The sequence below is a fragment of the Mesorhizobium sp. M6A.T.Cr.TU.016.01.1.1 genome, from assembly GCF_003952585.1.
Classification (GTDB): Bacteria; Pseudomonadota; Alphaproteobacteria; order Rhizobiales; family Rhizobiaceae; genus Mesorhizobium; species Mesorhizobium mediterraneum.
In genome coordinates, this window is sequence record NZ_CP034452.1 from 3,786,782 (window position 1) to 3,804,927 (window position 18,146).

The window sequence follows — 18,146 nt, forward strand, 5'->3', positions numbered from 1 at the left end:
TCGGGCGGGCCCACGAAATCGCCGGACATCGGAAAAAGAAAAATCTGTGCGCCAGAAAACATCGCCCGCCTCGCTCCGCTGGTATTATCCAGATCAGCTCTAGGGTTTACGGGCTTGCAGCCCATCTCTCAGCCCCGACGATACGGAGCACCCCTGTGGATGGCGGCAATTAAACAGATAAAGGGTGGAGCTGCAAGTATGCGTCACGACCCGTGAAACCCTAGGTCAGAGGCGGCTGCCTCAGCAGTGGTCGCTCAGGTCGTCTCGCTACCGCATGGCATCATCAAAGATAGCATCGCTTGAGCGATTGGCATGGTCTTTCGAGGACGGTAGATTAATGCGCGGCTTCAACTTAAGAGGGTGCTAAACCTGGCAACCTGTTCGAGATCGCTCTCAATATTTTGAGAGTCTACATGACTTTGAAGATATGAGGAAAGGCGTCGGTCGAGCGCACAGTTTCCCGTTCGTCGTCACCATTATCGATGCCAGGCGTTTAGTGAATTGTGGAAGCATGAAGACGCAATTGCATATGTTGCACGCGGCGGGTTCCTCTTCGCCAATTACGACCCGCGCTTTTATCGGAGAGCCAAATGCAAGAATTTCTTCTTTTTGCGTTCGTGGGGTTTGTAGCTCAAGCCGTGGACGGGGCTCTCGGCATGGCCTACGGCGTTGTTTCCTCGACAACACTACTGGGGTTTGGCGTGTCTCCTGCACACGCTTCGGCTTCAGTTCACGCTGCTGAGCTGTTTACCACTGCGGCCTCAGGTTCGGCTCACCTCTATCACCGCAACATTGACTGGAAGCTTTTCTGGCGGCTGATGCCATTTGGCGTGATCGGCGGCGTCCTCGGCGCTTTTGTGCTCACCTCGTTTGAAGGAGCCGTCATGAAGCCGTATGTGACCACATACCTTGCGCTGGTCGGAGCTTGGCTCCTGTTCCGTTCATTCCGGCGGATCCCAAGCAATCCGGTCCCGGCAGGCGTGGTACCTCCCCTTGGGCTTGGTGGTGGATTTCTCGATGCCGCAGGCGGTGGCGGGTGGGGACCCATAGTGACGACCGGGCTTCTCGGTTTTGGCGGGACGCCCCGCTACGTTATTGGCACGGTAAATGCCAGCGAGTTCCTCATCACGTTCTCGGTGTCTCTGACCTTCTTGTTTGCGTTACTAACGGGCCATTGGGAGGAGGCTGGGGGGCTGATGGAAAATCTAATCCCCGTTGCCGGCTTGATCCTTGGCGGCGTGGTCGCAGCGCCGATGGCCGGACTGGTAGTGAAAACAATCGTTGAAAAGACGCTTCTCAGGCTCATTGGTATTCTCATCATACTGCTGGCAGGTTGGCAAACCGCGGAACTCTTCGAATTGGTGTAAACCAACGTCGTGAAACTTCACTTATACACGGAGACTATCGAGTTCTACGCATCACCCGCTTCTCTGGCGGCCGTGCCGGAGACATTCCCAAATGGAACGAAGAGGCCCCGTTGTTGTTTGGGGTCCTTGTACAACCGGAGGCCAACTGATGAAAAATTTGCTTGCAACAACAGGATTGGCGCTGGCGGTCGCGATGCCTGCAGCGGCTCAGGACACCGCGACCGCGAAAGCCGAATTCGTCAACATGGCTGGCGAGAAGAACGGAACGGCCACGCTGACCGAGACAGCGCAGGGTGTGCTGATAGCGTTGGACGTAACAGGACTGCCGGCGGGTGAATGGGTCGCGTTCCATGTTCATGAAACCGGAAAGTGCGACCATCAGACCGGCCATGACTCGGCAGGTGGGCACTTCAATCCGACGAATGCCGAACATGGATATCTCACTGGAAAAGGCCCGCACGCGGGCGACATGCCAAATCAGCGGGTCGGCGCCGACGGCGTTTTGCGTGCCCAGGCTTTCAACAGCATGGTCAAACTGGACGGTGGAGAAACGGCAATACGAGGCAAGGCATTGATGATCCACGGCGGACAGGACGACTACAAAAGCCAGCCTGCCGGTGATGCCGGAAATCGTCAGGCCTGCGCCGTGATCGAATGAGAAACCCAGCGATGAGTAGAGATCCGTCCGACATATGATCTGACCGGCTCTTCAGCCTCGGCGGCCAAGTAGTGGTACATGGTTGGAGCCTCTAGCATGAGGACAAGCCAGACGATAAGCTCGTGCGCCTGCCGAGGAATTGACGACAGCCATCGCGCCGAAATTGGCCTTTATTTCGCGACTGCTGGATGATTGCATGAACGAAACTTCTCCTATGGGCTTGTCCTCCACGGGTCTTGCCCAGTCAGCCATTTCCGCCCGCGGCCTCGTCAAAACGTTCGGCAAGCTGCGCGCCGTCGATGGTATCGATCTCGATGTGCCGCGCGGCATGATTTTCGCCATCCTGGGCCCGAACGGCGCCGATCACCGCACCGGTTTTCGTGGCACCGGGTAAGATAATCGCGGCGCTGAACATCGCCGCCCCGGAAAACCGGGTGCCGGAAGAACGCATAAGCGAACTGGGCGACATGGTAGCCCAGGCCGCCCATCGGATTTCCGCCGCCCTTGGCTTTCGCTCGCCGGCTGCCAATGAGGTAGCGAGTTGAGCCGGTGCCAAACATCATACGACTTCCTCGGCAGATCGCGACGAGGCGTACATCTCCGGAACGGTGAAAATCGACACCTCGCCCTTGAAGCCTTGCAGTTCAAACACACCTGCCTGCACAACTGGCATTGATGCTCCCTGCGCAAATCCGGGACCAAGCACCAGAGGGATCCTCAGCTTTTTGGTCGTTGACTCGAGCCGTGCCGCGCGGTTCACCGGCGAGCCGATCGCGGTGTAATCGAAGCGCCGTTCGGAGCCGAAATTCCCTACGGAGCAGATGCCAGTCTCGATGGCGACGCCGATTTCGATGGAGGGATGCCCGCGCGCGGCGAAACCGGCATTTTCGCGCTTCACCCGTTCGATCAGGGCAAGCCCCGCCTCGAGCGCGCGCTCGCGATGATCTGGCTGATCAAGCGGCGCGTTCCAGAAGGCTAGCACGGCATCGCCCATGAACTTGTCGATCGTCCCGTCGCGCTTGAGTATCTCATCGGTCGCAAGGCCGAGAAAGTGATTGACCACCTTTCCGATTTCTTGGGCACCGAGTTGTTCGCTCATCGTCGTGAAGCCGCGTATGTCACTCAGCAGGATTGTGATCTCGCGCTTTTCTCCGGACAGGATCGCTTCGGTGTCCGAATTTGCGAGGCGCTGCACCACGGAGGGCGACAGATATTGGGAAAACTGCCGTGCCAGGGTGGACCGACGCTGCTCGCTGCGCCTGTAGAGGACATAGCCTTCGAAGCCGGCTACGAGGATCGTCGCAAGCGCCGGCTGCAATGGATCATAGAGTGCACCCTGCAGGCTGTATTCGAGAGCGCCGAACGCGAAGGGCGTGGCAGCCAGGAGCGCCAGAGCGAGTGCGCCGAGCGCGACACGCTCGGCGAGCACTCCTGAAAGCCCGATGAAAACGATGCCACTGAGGACCAACCACAGCCGCTCCAGCGTACGCGCTAGCGTTGGCTCTACAAGATAGCGCCCGGCAAGGATCTGGCCGATTGCATCAGCGTGGATGTCCACGCCTGGTCGCGCCGGACGCGTCGGCGTGGGCAGATACTGGGTCAATCCCACGGCCGACAGATCAACAATGGCGATGGCGTTCCGCAGCAGCGGATTGCCGCGGCCCGAAAGGATATCACTGGCAGATATGCGCGGCGTGTTAGTGTCGGTTTCCCAGAGGCGGATGCTGCCCTGCGGCTCGAGTGGCACAATGGACCCGGCCATCCTGAGCGCGTCAAACCCGGCGGCATTCATCCGAGCCACGTAGCCGTTCTCTCCGGCGTAGAGGCGCAGGAGTTCGAGCGCGAAGGACGGCCAGAGTTGCACGCCTTGAGCCGTATCTCGGAGCCAGAGCAGCGGCACATGGCGCAATACGCCGTCGGGATCCGGCGAAGTGCGAATGACGCCGAGGCCTGCAGCGGCGGTCGAGAAATCTGGAAGCGAGCCTGTCAGACCGGTGAAGCCAGGAAGCGTCTCGGGTACTTGCCCGACGATCGACCAACCGGCTTTGGGCTCTGCTTCTGATACGGTCGCCTCATTGCCCAGGCTGACGGCGAGCGCCGTTCGATGTTTCGCCAGTGCGCTCGCGAGGCGCTTGTCTCCGGCGATACCATCAGGAGAGATGTCAGCCTCAGGCAGCACCAGCGAAAGCCCGATCACCGCGGCACCGGACTCGGCGACACCGTCGACCAGGTCGGCCAAAAGGCCACGGTTCCAGGGCCATCGCCCATATGCCTTAAGGCTCGCGTCGTCTATCGAGACTATCACAACAGGATTGCTCGTCGCCTCGCGCGGGGCGAGGAACTGGTAGAAGTCATACGTACGCTCGCGCAGGCGCGATAGCGGCCCGTCGAAAGCAAAATGGCAAGCGAGCAGCAAGAGTACGACCGCAAGACCCGGAAGCTTGCGCCGGGCAGCCCGCCGCCAATCAGCCAAGGGGCTCATGCCGGCCGGCCGGGCCTACCGGCAGTCGGGATAGCAGTCATCCTCATCCACCCCGCTGCCTACAGGGGGCGCTGGGCTGTCAGGGAACTCCATGGCCACGCCGGGCAATGCCCCGTCGGTGGACTTGCAGGCCTTGAGCGAGTTGCCGAGTGCTGACGCACAAATCGCGTTTACGTCCAGCCCCGGACCCGGTTTGCCTGGGAGGCCGGTGCCGGCTATCCGCTCGATGCTGTCCAATATCGGGAAGGCGTCGATACCGCCGTAGCCGGTCAGCAGTTTGTCATTGTCCGACGTGCAGGCGTGGCCCGGGTTTGTGACCACGAGCTTGCGGCCATTCATCATGCAGGTCATGCGGCCGGCGCGCAGTATGCCTACGGTCTGACCAGCTATCACAAGCACTTCAATGATGCCGCCTCTGGCTCCGAGCACCATGTGTGGCGTCGCAACTCGCATGTCGCCGCCCTTCGAAACCTGACCGCCGTAGAAACGGGCCAGGCCGCTGTTCATCCTGATGTCGATCTTTCCTGATCGGGACCCCGGATTGTAGACGAATTCATCGATCGTCAGGCTGGTGTTCGGACCAATCTTGGCGCTCGACTCGTCCCGGAACACGAGCATTCCGAGACCGGTGACATTGCTACGCAGGTGGTCGCCGAGTTCGACGCCAGCGCCGACGTTCATCGCCTCGCCGTCATTACGGATGATGTTGGTCTGGTAGGCCGTCATGGACCCGACCGTTTCAGCGACAGATGGTGCCGCAAAGGCAAGGCAGGCGATACAAGTGGCTATCTGACGATACAGGGTCCTCATCGCGGCCTCTTTCAGTTGAGCGTCAACGTGTAGCTCACGAGCAATTCGAATGAATTCCGGTCGCCGCTAGCGATATCGAAGTCGGTTTCGCGATAGGCGAGGTCGACACTGACCTTCTGCCAATCAGTGAGCTGAAAATCGCTTTCCGAGGCAATGCGCCAGAAGTCACTTTCTATGTTCGTGCCGATGCCGACGGACAAGTCGGGAGTGTCGCTGTGGCCGGCCGAGACGGCGACCTGGTGAGACCATACGAACAGGTCCGGTACTTCCATCAGTACGCCGCCGTAGCGGACCTCTCCCATATAGCTGCGGCCGATTTCGCCAGATCCGGAGGCGAAGTCATTCGAGCCGACCAGGCGCAGTCCGAGCGCCTGGCCATTGCGGAAGCGGTAGCTGCCGCCTGCCTCATAGAAGACCCTGCTATCGGCGAAGATGCCTTTCGAGCCGCTTAGATCGATGTAGCCAGCACCTGCGAAAAGCGTCGTCTCGACTGTGGGGCGAACGAGGAAGCGTCCACTGAGGCCGACGCCGGTCTCGTGGACATCGTTGTCGAAGCGATCTGTAACGGTAAACGCGGAAAGTAGCAGCCGCAGGGAATCGATCCCGCTGTTGGGCAGCCCCTTGTCCAGGGTAATGGCGGCGTTACCGTGGATAAAAGTCTCCTCGGCACCGGGAACCGACAGGTCTTCTGTGAAAAAGCGCTGTGTCGCCGTCAACGATCCCGAGAGGACAAGTGCATCAGCACTTGGCGTGCCGAGATCCCACCGGACAAAGCCGTCCGCCCGCCCATAGGGCGAGACCAAGGTGCGGTCGTCTTCGGCCCCGCCCGGCTCAAAATCGGTGGATGCGCTGAACATGCCGCCAGTCAGAGCGAGTTCCCAGGTGACGCCAAGTAACGCGCGCTCGATGCGGGCGAGCAGGCGAACGGCGTCCAGCTGCTCATCCGCGGGCAGGTCCCCGACCTCGAGGCCGTACTGCACCTGCCGCCGGGCCAATTCATAGGATCCGACATGATAGTACAATCGGCTGGCCGCGAGGCGCGCGCGCGCATCGCGAGGATATTTGATCAGATACTGCTCGATCGACGAGATCGCCTGATCGTACTGCCCTGCGTTGACGGCAACTGTGACGAATTGAGCTAGCGTCCCGTTGTCGGTCGGATTGGCAACGCGGGCCGAAAACGCATCGTCGTAGGCCGGATAGAGACCTTGTGCGCCGGCCGGCAATATGCTGGCACAGAGCAGCGCCGCGGCGAAGCCGAAGATCATTGAAAACGAGGAATGCATGCCGAGAACCCCACCCAACCCGACTAGTGCAGCGGATCTAGCACGCCTGCACGAAAAAAAGCGACGGAACTGTCACGAGATCTCCGAGTCTTCAGTAGCTGTTGCAGCTGCGCAACAAACTATCGGGTTCATTCGCATTTCGCCTACGCTGGTTGGTCAAACATCTTCTCAGCGTTGCTGGACTTCGATTAAGTATTCGCTACAAACGGCAACTAAGCCAAATCATAATGAGCCGTGGATTGCGCAGCCGACAAGATCAATATTGTTTGCGCGATTCTGCACGTATCTGGTCGCCGCTTGACGCATCAGGGTCGCATGCAGCTCATCCGAAGGTCTTCCGCCGCGTTGCGCAAGCGCTCGGAGAGCTGGCGGGCGATGCTTCTCAGGACGGCCTGCGTAAATGTGCGCCACTACAGCACGAGCGTAGTGGCAAGCCCCAGCATCAGGCCCATGCCTACAATATCGGTAACCGTGGTAAGGAAGATCGCGGAAGCCACGGCCGGATCGGCGCCGACCCGCCGCAGGCCCAACGGGATCAGCACGCCGGAGATCCCGGACATGAGGCACGATCCGGACATTGCGAGCAGGATCACAAGCGCCAGCATGGGCGCCTGGGCTGCCGACTCCGGTTGCCGCGACGCGTAGAACCACATGGCCGCGGCCGCCACGAGACCGACGAGCACGCCGTTGGCGATCCCGAGCACCCCCTCCCTCAGCACCAGGTGCAGCTTTGGTCGTTTGTCCACATCCCCTAAGGCGAGACCACGCAACGTCATGGCCAGTGCCTGGCAGCCGGTGTTTCCGCTTTGCCCGGCCAGCACCGGGAGGAACGCCGCCAAAGCGACGATCTTCTCGATCGTGCCTGTGAACGACCCGACCACGAAAGCGGCTATGAAGGCCGTCAGCAGGTTGAGCTGCAGCCACGGATGACGTTTCAAGAAGGCTGAAACCAGGGGCGTGAAAGAACGCTCCTCCTTCTGGACACCCACCATCTGGCCAGGCTGGGCAGAAATCTCGATGATTTGCTGCTCGAACAGCCGCCAGCCGCGAACCTGCCCGAGCAGCCGGTTCTCCACGTTCACCACGGGATAGACGGGGTAGTGACGGCGTACCGCCGCCGTGCAGGCTTCACCCAAAGGCATATCGACGTGAAGGGCGAACGGTTTCGGCAGCATGATCTGATCGACCGTGGCGGCCGGTTCGCTCAGCATCAGATCGCGCAGGACCACCAGGCCAACGAGTTTATCGCCCGCGTCCGTGATGTAGAGGTAAGTCAACTCGGTCGGCACCTGCGCGCGCCTGACGGCCTCGACCGCGGCGGCTACCGTCGTTCCGACAGGAACGCTGGCGGGGATCGGGTCCATCAGCTCGATGACAGACCCGGGGAACGCGATATCCTTGCCGTCGCCATAAGGCGTGACAGGCCTCATATGCGATGGCAAATGCTCCGCCACCTTCCGGGCGTGCCTATCCGGCAACAACTTCAATAGGTCCCGGATGAACTCGGGAGACTCTCGGGCAAGCAATTCGGCCGCGTCGTCAGGTGCTCGAGCACGCAGCGTGCGCACCCACTTCTCAACGTCGTTCTCTTGCCTCATCTGTGCCCCCAACCTCTAATGTTCCGCCTCTGAACGTGTAGACGGGAGCGGTTCGCCCGCTCTGCCGTGGCGCGCAGTGCCCCAGCGCCTCGATCCGGAAATCTTCGCCTTCTCAGGGCGCAGAGTAGACCGGACCCAAACAATCTGAGCCATTGCGTGGGTGCATACAAGCGGGCTGTAACGTCAGCGTGTCGCCAAGAGAATTTTCGGTTGCCGAACTCGCCCGTCGCTTCGTGGGCTCTGCGAGCAGGTTGCAACCCATCAACGAAGTAAGGTCGGCAATGGGCCGTGGTGGCCCTGCTCATTGGGGTGCGCTCAGCCCGACAATTCGCCGTGTGAACGGCCGTGATTCAACCTGGGAAGATTGTGAAACCGCCATCGACGCGGATGACCTGCCCGTTGATGAAGCGCGCGCGCGGACCGGCGAGGAAGGCCACCGCTTCGGCGATCTCTTCGGGCTCCGCATACCGGTTTAGCGATTTCTTACTCGAATCCATGCGCTCCGGATCGACCACGCGGCTCGCTTGGAAGCGTGCCGTCTTGGTGGCGCCGGGGCTTACCGCATTGATGCGCACGCCATCGTCGATCAATTCCTTGGCGAGGCAGCGCGTATAATGGACGACGGCCGCCTTGAGCGTCGAGTAGACCACCTCCGGCGAGCATCCGATATGCGCTGCCGCTGAGGCTATGTTGATCACCGAGCCTGAGCCGCGCTTGACCATAGGCGGAATGAACGCCTGGCAGACCAGCATCGTGCCGATGAGATTGTTCTCGGTCAGCACCTTGATGTCGTCATAGTCGATGTCGAGCGCGTTGTTGGGACTGGGCTTTACTCCCTTGGCGCCGATGTCGCCGCCGGCGCAGTTGACCAGAACGTGCACATCGCCGAGGTCCGCCTCGATCTTCCGCTTCATTTCGGCGACGGCTTGCTTGTCGCCGATGTTGCCCGTGACCGCGGTCACCCGTGTCCCATGCTTTTCCAAACCCCTTGCGGATTCGCCGAGGTCTGCGAATTCGCCATATTGGGATGGCCGTGTCCAATCGAGATCGTGGATCGCGACGTTTGCGCCAAGCTCGGCCAGGCGTTCGGCCATCACGCGGCCTAGGCCGCGTCCTGAGCCGGTCACGAAGGCAGTCAGGCCGCTGAGTTCTCGGGCAGTCATGCTGATTTCTCCATTGCAATGAAATCGAGCTTCTTCATGTTGGCGGCGCTGCGCCGGATCATGTCGAGCTCATACGAAACGAGCGCGCCGTCATCGCCGCGCTCCCATGGCGTCCGGTAGTCGGCATCGTCCGCAAGGCGGTTCACGTGCGCAGCACTCAGGCAGGCCGCGAACTCGCGCGCAGTCTTCGGCGGATATCCGTTCCACCAGTCGTCGGTAAGACAGCGAACGTGGCGGGCCTCCAGCGCGCCCGGCTCGAGCACGGCCGTCAGCGTGTCGTGGTGCTCGGCGAGGATGGCTGCCAGTTCGGCGAATGGCACGGCGCCGTCGCCGATCGCGCAGCGGACCAGACGGTAGCCCTCATCCGTGAACTGCACGCGATAGTCCTTGAGGTGGACATGGCGGACATGCGGCGCGATCCGCCGCGTGAAGGCAAGCGGTGCCTCGCCGACTGGGAACGTGTTGCCTGTATCGTAGGTGATGCCGACACCGGGCCCGCCGAGCTCGCAGAACGCGACCAGTTCATCGCTGCCGAAGTCCTGATGGTTCTCGATGCCGAGCACCCGGCCCTCAGCCGCCGCACGCGGCCCCCATTCCGTCAAGGCAGCGCGGATCGTCGCATTGAACTCGCTCCATTTCTGGCCGCATGCGTTGCGGTCGCCACACAGGACGGGGGTCAGCGCGATACGGATCGTTGTCGCCTCGAGCAGGCGCGCCGCCCGAAACGCATTATCCAGGGGACCGGCCACGATAAGACCGCCGCTCACCACCGGGACGATGTCACGCGCGGCCAGACGCCTGCGCAGATCGACGACCTCGGCGTCCGGCAAGTCGGTCAACCACGGTTCATAGATCTCGAGCGTGCGCGCGCCCAGTTCCTGCGCGAGCGCCATGAAGCCTTCCAGCCCCGCCCCATCCGGATTGTGCCGCGGCGTGCCGCGACCCTGTAGGCCGAGATAGCAGGTCAGTCCGTAAGGATTGAGGCCGAGACGAAGCATCAGCGTGACAGTCCCGTTGAAAGATGTGGAAGCGATCGCATCAGCGCAGACCGGCATCGACGGCGATGGACTGCTTGGTGATCATGCGGCTGTCATCTGCGGCAAGGAAGAGCACGGTCCGCGCAATCTCCTCGCCCAAGAGGATGCGGCGGATCAATTGTCGCTGCACCGTCTGGTCGATCGCGTCCTGCGTCTTGAACCACAGCTCGCGCTGCCGCTCGGTGATGACAGCGCCGGGTTCGACTGCATTGACGCGGATGTTGTCAGGTCCAAACGACCGCGCCAGTGCGCGGGTCAGGGCCACCACAGCCCCCTTGGCTGTGGCATAAGCCACCATCTGGTCCGCCCCGAAACGCCAGGCGATGGAAGAGAAGTTTATGATCGAGCCGAAGCCGAGTTCCTTCATATGCGGATGAACCGCTTGCGCGGCGAAGAAGTGATGCCGGAGATTGACGTCGAAGCTGCGGTCCCAATATTCTGACGTCACCGCGTCAACGGGATGGCGCTGATCATCGGCAGCGTTGTTCACCAGGACGGCGACCGGACCAAGCTGCGCACGCATGGCTTCGACCGACGCCTGCAGTGCATCGACGTCGGTCACATCGCAACGGAGGTATAATGGGGGCCGCCCGGCGACGCTATCAAGCTCGCGCACCAACGCCTCCGCGGGTCCATCCTGCACATCGAGAAAGCCCACGCGGGCGCCATTCGAGGTGAAGGCGCGGACCATATCGGCCCCGATCCCGGAGGCGCCGCCGGAGATCAGCACGACGCGATCGGTCAAGCTCGGGTAAGTCGCGAATTGCATGGACATCAGATCACAGAAGCGCCTTGGTTGTTGGATCGAACAGACAGGCGCGCGACATGTCGATGCCAAGCGTTATCGTCTCGCCCATGACGGGAGCCTCATCCGGCTCGAAACGGCCAGTGATCTCCAGATCACCCAGCCTGAGGACGGCAAGCGTCTCGGCCCCGGTCGGCTCGACCAATTCGACCGGCGCCTGCATGGACTCCACAGCCGGTTTCCGCGCCTTCAGGTCCGTCGTGAAACGGTAGATGTGTTCGGGCCGAACACCGAGCACCACGTCTTTTGGCGCACCGGCGGGCAGCGGAGCGGCAAGGGTGAGAGTAGCGCCGCTGCCGTCAGCGGCGCGCACCGAGATGCTGGTCGAGCCCGTAAGCCGGGCGGGGATGAAATTCATCGCCGGCGATCCCATGAAACCGGCCACGAACATGTTGGTCGGCCGGTCATAGATCCGCTTCGGCGTATCGAACTGCTGCACCGAGCCCTGGTTCATCACCGCAATGCGGGACGCCAGCGTCATCGCCTCGACCTGATCGTGGGTGACGTACACCGTGGTCTTGCCGACGCGGTGGTGAAGCTTCTTGATTTCGGTGCGCATGTCGACGCGCAGCTTGGCGTCGAGATTGGACAGGGGCTCATCGAACAGAAACAGCTTCGGGTCGCGGACTAGGGCGCGCCCCATCGCAACGCGCTGCCGCTGGCCGCCTGAAAGCTGGCCGGGCTTGCGTTTGAGCAACTGCTCGATCTGCAGGAGTGCGGCAACCCGCTTTACCGCTTCCGCTTGCGCCGCTTTGGGCACGCCCCGGCTTTCCATGCCGAAGGTGATGTTCTCGCGCACCGTCATCGTGGGATAGAGGGCGTATGACTGGAACACCATCGCTATGTCGCGGTCCTTGGGCTGCACGGAGTTCACCAGCCGGTCGCCGATCCAGATCTCGCCCGACGTGACGGTTTCCAAGCCGGCGATCATGGCGAGCAAGGTTGACTTGCCGCAGCCGGAGGGGCCGACGAGCGCGACGAATTCCCCGGTCTGCGCCTCGAGATTGATGCCGGCCAGAATCTCGAGCCCGCCATAGCTCTTGTGAAGGTTGCGGATGGTCAGTGTGGACACGGGCGACGCCTCATTTGATGGCGCCCTGTGTCAGGCCGCGCACGAAGTATTTTCCACCGAACAGGTAGATCAGCAACGGTGGCAGCGCGCCGATCAGCACGGCTGCGCTCATCACGTCGTAAGCGCGGGCGGTCGTGCCGCCGGCAGTGAGCGCGACCAATGCCGCCGTGATCGGCTGCTGCTGGCCGGAGGTGAAGACAACGCCGAACAGATACTCGTTCCAGATACCGGTGAATTGCCAGATGACGGTGACAATCAAAATCGGCGGCGACAGCGGCAGGATGATCTTGCGGAAAATCCGCCAGAAGCCGGCGCCGTCGATGCGTGCCGCCTTGATAAGATCGTCCGGTATGCTGACGTAGAAGTTGCGGCAGAACAGGGTCGTGAACGAGATGCCCTGGACGACATGAATCAAGACCAGCCCGTATGTCGAATTGGTTAGGCCGAGTTTGCCGAGCAGGAACGCCCAGGGCATTAGCGAGATCTGGCCGGGCATGAAGACGCCGAGCAACATCAGATTGAACAGAATTTCCGAGCCTTTGAAGCGCCATTTCGACAGCACATAGCCGTTCATGGCGCCGAGGAGCGTGGAGATGACCGTCGCGGGGATCGCCATCCAGAGCGAGTTGAAGAAATTGCGCTTCATGCCTTCGCAGGTGCCGCTGACGCAATAAGTGCCCCAAGCCTCCGCCCATGCATCGAGGCGGAAGCTGCGCGGCAGGGAGATGAGGCCGTTGCGGGCAATCTCGGACTGCTCCCGCAACGAGTTGAAGACCACGACCAGCAGTGGGGCAAGGTAGATGACAGCAAAAAGCGTCAGCACCGCATAGATAAGAAAGCGGTTCCAGAAATATCGCCGCGTAGCCGCGGCCGCTTCGGGATCATGCCGGGCGGTGAGGGCAATTTCAGCCATTGCGGCCCTCCGCCCGCCTGCGCCAAACGATCCATAAGGAATAGGGCACCAGCACAACCGCAAGGGCCGCGAGCATCATCATCGCCGCAGCGGCGCCCTCGCCGATCTGCCCGCGCTGGAACATGAGGTCGTAGACGTAGATCGCCGGGAAGGTGGTGGACACACCTGGCCCACCCCGCGTCAACGCTGCCACCAGGTCGAACGTCTTGATGGCGAACTGGATCTGAATGACCGCCACTGCCAGAAAGATCGGGGCGATCGTCGGCAGGATGACCCTCCGATAGATCCGGGAAACCGACGCTCCGTCGATCTGCGCCGCTTTGACGAGATCCGGATCGACGGACCTCAGGCCAGCCAGGAAAAGCGCCATTGCGAAGCCGGATGACTGCCAGATACCGGTTATGATCACCGCATAGATCGCAGTGTTGCGGTTGGCTGTCAGGGCGAAGCTGAAGTCGGTCCAACCGAGCCCCCGCACGAAGGCTTGGATGCCGGCGACGGGATTATAGAGCCAGCTCCACACCGTGCCGGTGACGATGAAGGACACTGCCAGCGGGTAGAGGAAGATCGTGCGCCAAACCGCCTCGCCGCGAACGCGCTGGTCGATCAGGATCGCGAGAAGCAGTCCGATGGCCATCGAGCCGACGATATAGAAGCCGCTGAACAGGAAGAGGTTGGTATAGGCGATGTTCCAGCGCCGGTTCGCCCAGAGCGAAGCATAATTGTCCAGACCGACGAACCCATAGGTCGGCATCAGCGACGAATTGGAAAGCGAGAGATACAGCGTCCAGAGTGTGAACACGAAAACGTAGATGAAACTCGCCGCAAGCGACGGCGCCAGCACCAGAATGGGCACCATCGTGCCAAGGCGCTCCCGCCACGGGGTCGCGGGAGCCGCAACTGGTACAGTCAGGTCACGCGTGGACATCGGCTGCTCCAGCGAAGGTCAGGCCGGGCGACGCGCGCCAGGCCATCATCGGCAGCTTCTTCACATCTGCGCTTCGGCCGCATCAGCCATCGCACTAGCTGCGTCCTGCGCGGTCATGTCCGGCGTCGCTACGAATTCGGTGACGGTATCCATGATCGCGCCGCGCACCTTCTGCGGGATCGTCATGTTATGCGCCATCGAACGGACAAGCGTGCCGGCCTCGATCGACGCCTGCAGATCCTTCTGGGAGAGTTGCTGGCAGGGATTGAAGCCATTCGAAAGATCGACGTCGAGACGGGCCGGGATTGAGCCCTTGGTCTGATTGAAAATCGTCTGGAACTCGGGCGACAGGATCGTGCTGGCGAGCAGTTTCTGCCCCTCGACGTAGTCCGGGTCCTTCTGCTGGAAGAACACGACCGAGTCGGAATTCAGGATGAAGCCCGGCTTGCCCCAGTCAGTCGGCGCCTGGGCGCAGACATAGTCGGTGCCTTCCTTGAAGCCGCCGGCCGTGAGTAGGCCGAGCGTCCAGTCGCCCATGATGTGGAAGGCGGCCTCGCCGCGGCCGACCAGATGCGACATGGTATCCCAGTCGCGCCCGTTCATGCCGGGATCCATGTACTTCGTCGTCATGGTGCGGAATTGCTCGAAAGCCTTGACCATGCCGTCGCTGCGCATCGCCTCGACGTCACCCTCGACGAAGGCCTTCTTGAAGAGATCGAGATCCATTCCGTAGACCACGACCTCGAAGACCGTCGAATCGGTCCAGTCGGCGGTCGAGTGCGAGATGCAGATTTTGCCCGACGCCACGACCTTGTCGCAGGCGGCGTTGAATTCCGCCCATGTCTTCGGCACCTCGGCGACCCCTGCGTCCTTCATGACCTTCGGCGATGCCCACAGCCAATTGATGCGGTGGATGTTCATCGGCGCCGCTACCCAGCTTCCGGTTGGCTTCATCACCGGCAGCAATTCGGGAGCGACGACCTTCTCCCAATTTTTCGCTGTCGCCAGTTCGTCGAGATTGGCTGTCATGCCGGTCTCGTTCCATTCGGCGATCTCGGGCCCCTTGAGCTGCACCGCGGGAGGTGCGTTGCCGGCGATCACGTCGGCGCGCAGTTTCGCCAGCGTGTTGGCCGTGTGGCCTGCGATGGAGGTTTGCTGCCAGGTGCCACCTTTCGCGGTAAACATCTCGCCGAGCTTGGCAATAGCCTGGGCGTCCGATCCGGTCGCCCATTGATGCAATAGATTGGTCTTGGGCTCTGCGAATGCGGCTCCCGCAACAAGGGTGTACGCCGTAGCGGCCGCAAGGGCCGTCCTCAGATATTGCATCGTTTCACTCCCAGATGTGAGCACGGTTCGTATCGACCGCTTATGGCTGCGATTTGAGGTCGTGGCCGGTGAGATTCAGGTATCTCTGTTCTTTCCAAGATGACATATTTGAGCTATCAGTCAACGTCCTTTGTGCTCATCATGAACAAACCTTCGCTTAGAAATTGGCTGATCGACAAGCCCTCCGCATCACCGGAGAGCCTGATCGTGCGATGTCTGCGTGAGCGTGGCGTGCTTTCCGCGTCGCAAATCGCGCATATCACCGGTTTGGCGCGGTCGACTGTTTCAACCGCGCTCAATGGCTTGAGAAAGTCCGGAATGGTGATCGAATCTTCGGCCCATCATGACGGGATCAGGGGTATCGGCAGGCCTGCTGCGACCTTGACGCTCAATCCCGCTGCGGGCACCTGCGTCGGAATCCATCTGGGCCTCGACGAGATACGGTGCGTCGTTGCCGACGTGTCGCATTCTGTCATTGTCGAACAAACTATTCCTATGGGGCTGGACTACCAGCCGCAACAGGCGGCCCAGCTCGCCAAGTCAGCAATTGCCCAATGTTACGACGAGAACGGTCTGCCGATGGCGGGGCTCCTGGGGGTTGGGGTTTCCGTCTCTGGCCCTGTCAGCCGCGAAGGAGTGGTGCTGCGTGCGAGTATTGTTCCGACCTGGGCCGGGGTCAACATCCGCAATGTGTTCGGGCCGGTTCTCGAACAGCCGATTTTCGCCGATAACGAGAGCAACTGCTCGGCCATCGCGGAGTTGATGTGGGGCGCGGCGGTCGGCCAAGACGATTTCGTGCTGTTCAAGATCGATCTGGGCGTCGGCGGGGCCATTGTCCAGCATGGCCGGCTGGTGACGGGCATCGCCGGCGGCGCCGGCGAATTCGGGCACATCAGCATTGATCCCGGCGGCGATCTTTGTCGGTGCGGCAATCGCGGATGCCTAGAGCTCTATGCGAGTTTTGCCCAGCCGCTCGAGCAGATTTCGCGCATAGTGCGGCGGCCGGTCACGATGGACGACGTGATCATGATGGCGGAACAGGGCGACGTCGGGGCGTTGCGTATGATCGAGGACACCGCGGAGTTCGCCGGCCGTGGTCTTGGCTTGATCGGCTCGGTGATCAATCCGCCGCTCATCATCATCGGCGGCCGCATGGCTTTGGCAGGCGACATTCTCCTGGCACCGCTGATCGCGTCATATGAACGCCACACGCTCATCAAGTCCCGCGATATCGCGCCCGCCCTGCGGACGCGGATAATTGTTGGCAAGCACACAGAGAACGACGCATTGCTCGGCGCGGTCGGCCTCGTGCTGCGACACAACAGCCGACTACAATGATCTGCCCTTGCTCCCGATTATCTGGAGTAGCGGGGGAGGCGACTATCAAGCATTATCGCGAGGAAATCGACTGATCGTGCTGGTGTAGCCGAGTACACGCGGTCAGCAAGTCCCTACGCGACATGCACTGTGCGCTGCCTGGGCTTGATCGCGGTGGCGAGCAGCAGGCCGGCGACGATGAAGGCAGCGCCTGCGAGATCGTAGTCGTGCAAGCTTTCCCCGAGGAAAAGGTAAGCGAGCACGGCGACGAAGACAGTCTGCAGATAGAGCAGCATGCTGGCGCGCCCGGCGCCAAGCGTCTCGACGCTGCGGTTGTAGAGGTAATACATCAGAGCGCCGCCCGGGCCAGCGACATAGGCGAGTGCCAGAAGGCCGTTCGCATGCAGCGCCGAACGCTCCCCGGAAAACAGCTCCCAGAGATAGAGGGGCAGTGCGGCCAGCGCGCCGGCTGCTAGCAACAGCACCACCATCGGCAGAAGCTCGATAGCGAATTTGGAGCGACGCAGCAGCACGGTGTAGAGGCCCCAGCAAAACGCACTGCCGACGATCCACAATTCGCCGGGATTGAACTGGAGCCGCATCAGCGCGGCAAGGTCGCCGCGCGCCACGATCACCACCATCCCGACCACAGCAAGCAGCGCGCCAAGCGCCTTCCAGACGCCGAGGGGCTCGCCGAGCACGAAGCGGGCAAGCACCATGGTCATGATCGGCGACAAGGCCATGATGATGCCGGCGGTCGTCGCGTTGGTGTAACTGAGGCCTGTGTAGATCATGCCCTGACAGAGGGTCAGCCCGATGGCGCCGATGGCCAGCACCTCGATCGCCCGGGATTGGATCAGCGCGAGCATCGCCCCATGATGGCGATGGACGATAGGCAGCAGGATCGCGCAGGCGAGCGCCAGCCGCCAGAAGCAGAGCGCCCAAGGCGGCATCTCGGGGGCAACCCATTTGGCTGCGATGTAGACGCCGGCGGACAGAAGCCAGCAGAGCGTCGCGGTGGAATAGGCCAGCGGAAGCGATGCGCCGGCTGTCGCCTTCGCTACGCCTGGATGTGCTATCGGCAGCGATTGCATTTCCGTCTCCTCCCACCGCCGACTTTAGCAAGATTGCTGCGTCTTGCCGAGCAGCAGCGCCACCTATTTCACCAATCCTTGTGCGACGGTTTTGTTTTCCGTGTGGAACACAGGGGCGCGGGCTTTCATCCGTTTGACCGATGCGCTGATCATGGAAGGTACCCACATTACAGCTGGATCAGTCCCTCTGATCCCAACAGACCTTTGCCCGCGACCTCTCCCGGAGGCGCGGGCTTTTCAATTCACAGGCTGCGGCCGTTGATGTTCCGGCTGCGCATGATGAAGCACCT

Annotated in this window: 16 protein-coding genes and 1 riboswitch; of the genes, 4 read left to right on the plus strand and 12 right to left on the minus strand. The window is 61.4% G+C overall.

Features of this window, described 5'->3' with window-relative positions:
- Window positions 1-52 precede the first annotated feature (52 nt).
- Window positions 53-165: riboswitch (TPP riboswitch) on the minus strand.
- Between the two features lie 425 nt (window positions 166-590).
- The 3 genes from EJ075_RS18090 (at window position 591) to EJ075_RS33745 (ending at window position 2,419) form a co-directional block, all read left to right on the plus strand.
- Window positions 591-1,367: a sulfite exporter TauE/SafE family protein gene (locus tag EJ075_RS18090; protein WP_126105175.1), complete on the plus strand. Its 777-nt coding sequence runs from the start codon at window positions 591-593 to the stop codon at window positions 1,365-1,367.
- Window positions 1,368-1,515: 148 nt separating this feature from the next.
- A complete protein-coding gene (locus EJ075_RS18095) occupies window positions 1,516-2,025 on the plus strand; it encodes a superoxide dismutase family protein (protein ID WP_126105176.1) in 510 nt (169 codons plus the stop codon).
- Between the two features lie 139 nt (window positions 2,026-2,164).
- Complete coding sequence (locus tag EJ075_RS33745; protein ID WP_245457942.1) at window positions 2,165-2,419, plus strand: hypothetical protein; 255 nt, start codon at window positions 2,165-2,167, stop codon at window positions 2,417-2,419.
- A gap of 165 nt (window positions 2,420-2,584) precedes the next feature.
- Here EJ075_RS33745 and EJ075_RS18110 read toward each other — a convergent pair whose 3' ends face one another.
- The 11 genes from EJ075_RS18110 to EJ075_RS18160 all read right to left on the minus strand — a co-directional run bounded on the left by EJ075_RS18110 (window position 2,585) and on the right by EJ075_RS18160 (window position 15,445).
- A complete protein-coding gene (locus EJ075_RS18110) occupies window positions 2,585-4,498 on the minus strand; it encodes an adenylate/guanylate cyclase domain-containing protein (RefSeq protein ID WP_164547126.1) in 1,914 nt (637 codons plus the stop codon).
- 24 nt (window positions 4,499-4,522) lie between these two features.
- On the minus strand, window positions 4,523-5,233 hold the full coding sequence (locus EJ075_RS18115; protein WP_164547127.1) for a FecR domain-containing protein: 711 nt from the start codon (window positions 5,231-5,233) through the stop codon (window positions 4,523-4,525).
- Between the two features lie 95 nt (window positions 5,234-5,328).
- The gene (locus EJ075_RS18120) at window positions 5,329-6,585 is read right to left on the minus strand and encodes a tetratricopeptide repeat protein (RefSeq protein WP_164547128.1); all 1,257 of its coding nucleotides are present in this window, start codon (window positions 6,583-6,585) and stop codon (window positions 5,329-5,331) included.
- 428 nt (window positions 6,586-7,013) lie between these two features.
- A complete protein-coding gene (locus tag EJ075_RS18125; RefSeq protein WP_095484125.1) occupies window positions 7,014-8,201 on the minus strand; it encodes a magnesium transporter in 1,188 nt (395 codons plus the stop codon).
- A gap of 350 nt (window positions 8,202-8,551) precedes the next feature.
- Entirely contained in the window at window positions 8,552-9,364 is an 813-nt protein-coding gene (locus EJ075_RS18130) for an SDR family oxidoreductase (RefSeq protein ID WP_095484126.1), read from the minus strand.
- Window positions 9,361-10,257, minus strand: coding sequence for a sugar phosphate isomerase/epimerase family protein (locus EJ075_RS18135; RefSeq protein WP_245457943.1), 897 nt, complete (start codon window positions 10,255-10,257; stop codon window positions 9,361-9,363). The genes EJ075_RS18130 and EJ075_RS18135 overlap by 4 nt, the downstream gene beginning before the upstream one ends.
- A 145-nt stretch (window positions 10,258-10,402) precedes the next feature.
- Window positions 10,403-11,131, minus strand: coding sequence for an SDR family oxidoreductase (locus tag EJ075_RS18140; RefSeq protein WP_348627326.1), 729 nt, complete (start codon window positions 11,129-11,131; stop codon window positions 10,403-10,405).
- A 49-nt stretch (window positions 11,132-11,180) separates the two neighbouring features.
- Window positions 11,181-12,278, minus strand: coding sequence for a sn-glycerol-3-phosphate ABC transporter ATP-binding protein UgpC (ugpC, locus tag EJ075_RS18145; RefSeq protein ID WP_126105182.1), 1,098 nt, complete (start codon window positions 12,276-12,278; stop codon window positions 11,181-11,183).
- A gap of 10 nt (window positions 12,279-12,288) precedes the next feature.
- Window positions 12,289-13,191 (minus strand): carbohydrate ABC transporter permease, encoded by a 903-nt coding sequence (locus EJ075_RS18150; protein ID WP_126105183.1) that lies wholly within the window; start codon window positions 13,189-13,191, stop codon window positions 12,289-12,291.
- Window positions 13,184-14,119, minus strand: a complete 936-nt coding sequence (locus EJ075_RS18155; RefSeq protein ID WP_126105184.1) for a sugar ABC transporter permease — start codon at window positions 14,117-14,119, stop codon at window positions 13,184-13,186. The genes EJ075_RS18150 and EJ075_RS18155 overlap by 8 nt, the downstream gene beginning before the upstream one ends.
- Window positions 14,120-14,179: 60 nt before the next feature.
- Window positions 14,180-15,445, minus strand: a complete 1,266-nt coding sequence (locus EJ075_RS18160) for an ABC transporter substrate-binding protein (protein WP_126105185.1) — start codon at window positions 15,443-15,445, stop codon at window positions 14,180-14,182.
- 108 nt (window positions 15,446-15,553) lie between these two features.
- Between EJ075_RS18160 and EJ075_RS18165 the strand changes: the two genes are divergently transcribed.
- Window positions 15,554-16,783 carry an ROK family transcriptional regulator gene (locus tag EJ075_RS18165; RefSeq protein WP_164547130.1) on the plus strand — a complete coding sequence of 410 codons (1,230 nt, stop codon included), beginning with the start codon at window positions 15,554-15,556 and terminating at the stop codon, window positions 16,781-16,783.
- A gap of 113 nt (window positions 16,784-16,896) precedes the next feature.
- Here EJ075_RS18165 and EJ075_RS18170 read toward each other — a convergent pair whose 3' ends face one another.
- Window positions 16,897-17,856 carry a DMT family transporter gene (locus EJ075_RS18170; RefSeq protein WP_126105187.1) on the minus strand — a complete coding sequence of 320 codons (960 nt, stop codon included), beginning with the start codon at window positions 17,854-17,856 and terminating at the stop codon, window positions 16,897-16,899.
- Between the last annotated feature and the right edge of the window lie 290 nt (window positions 17,857-18,146).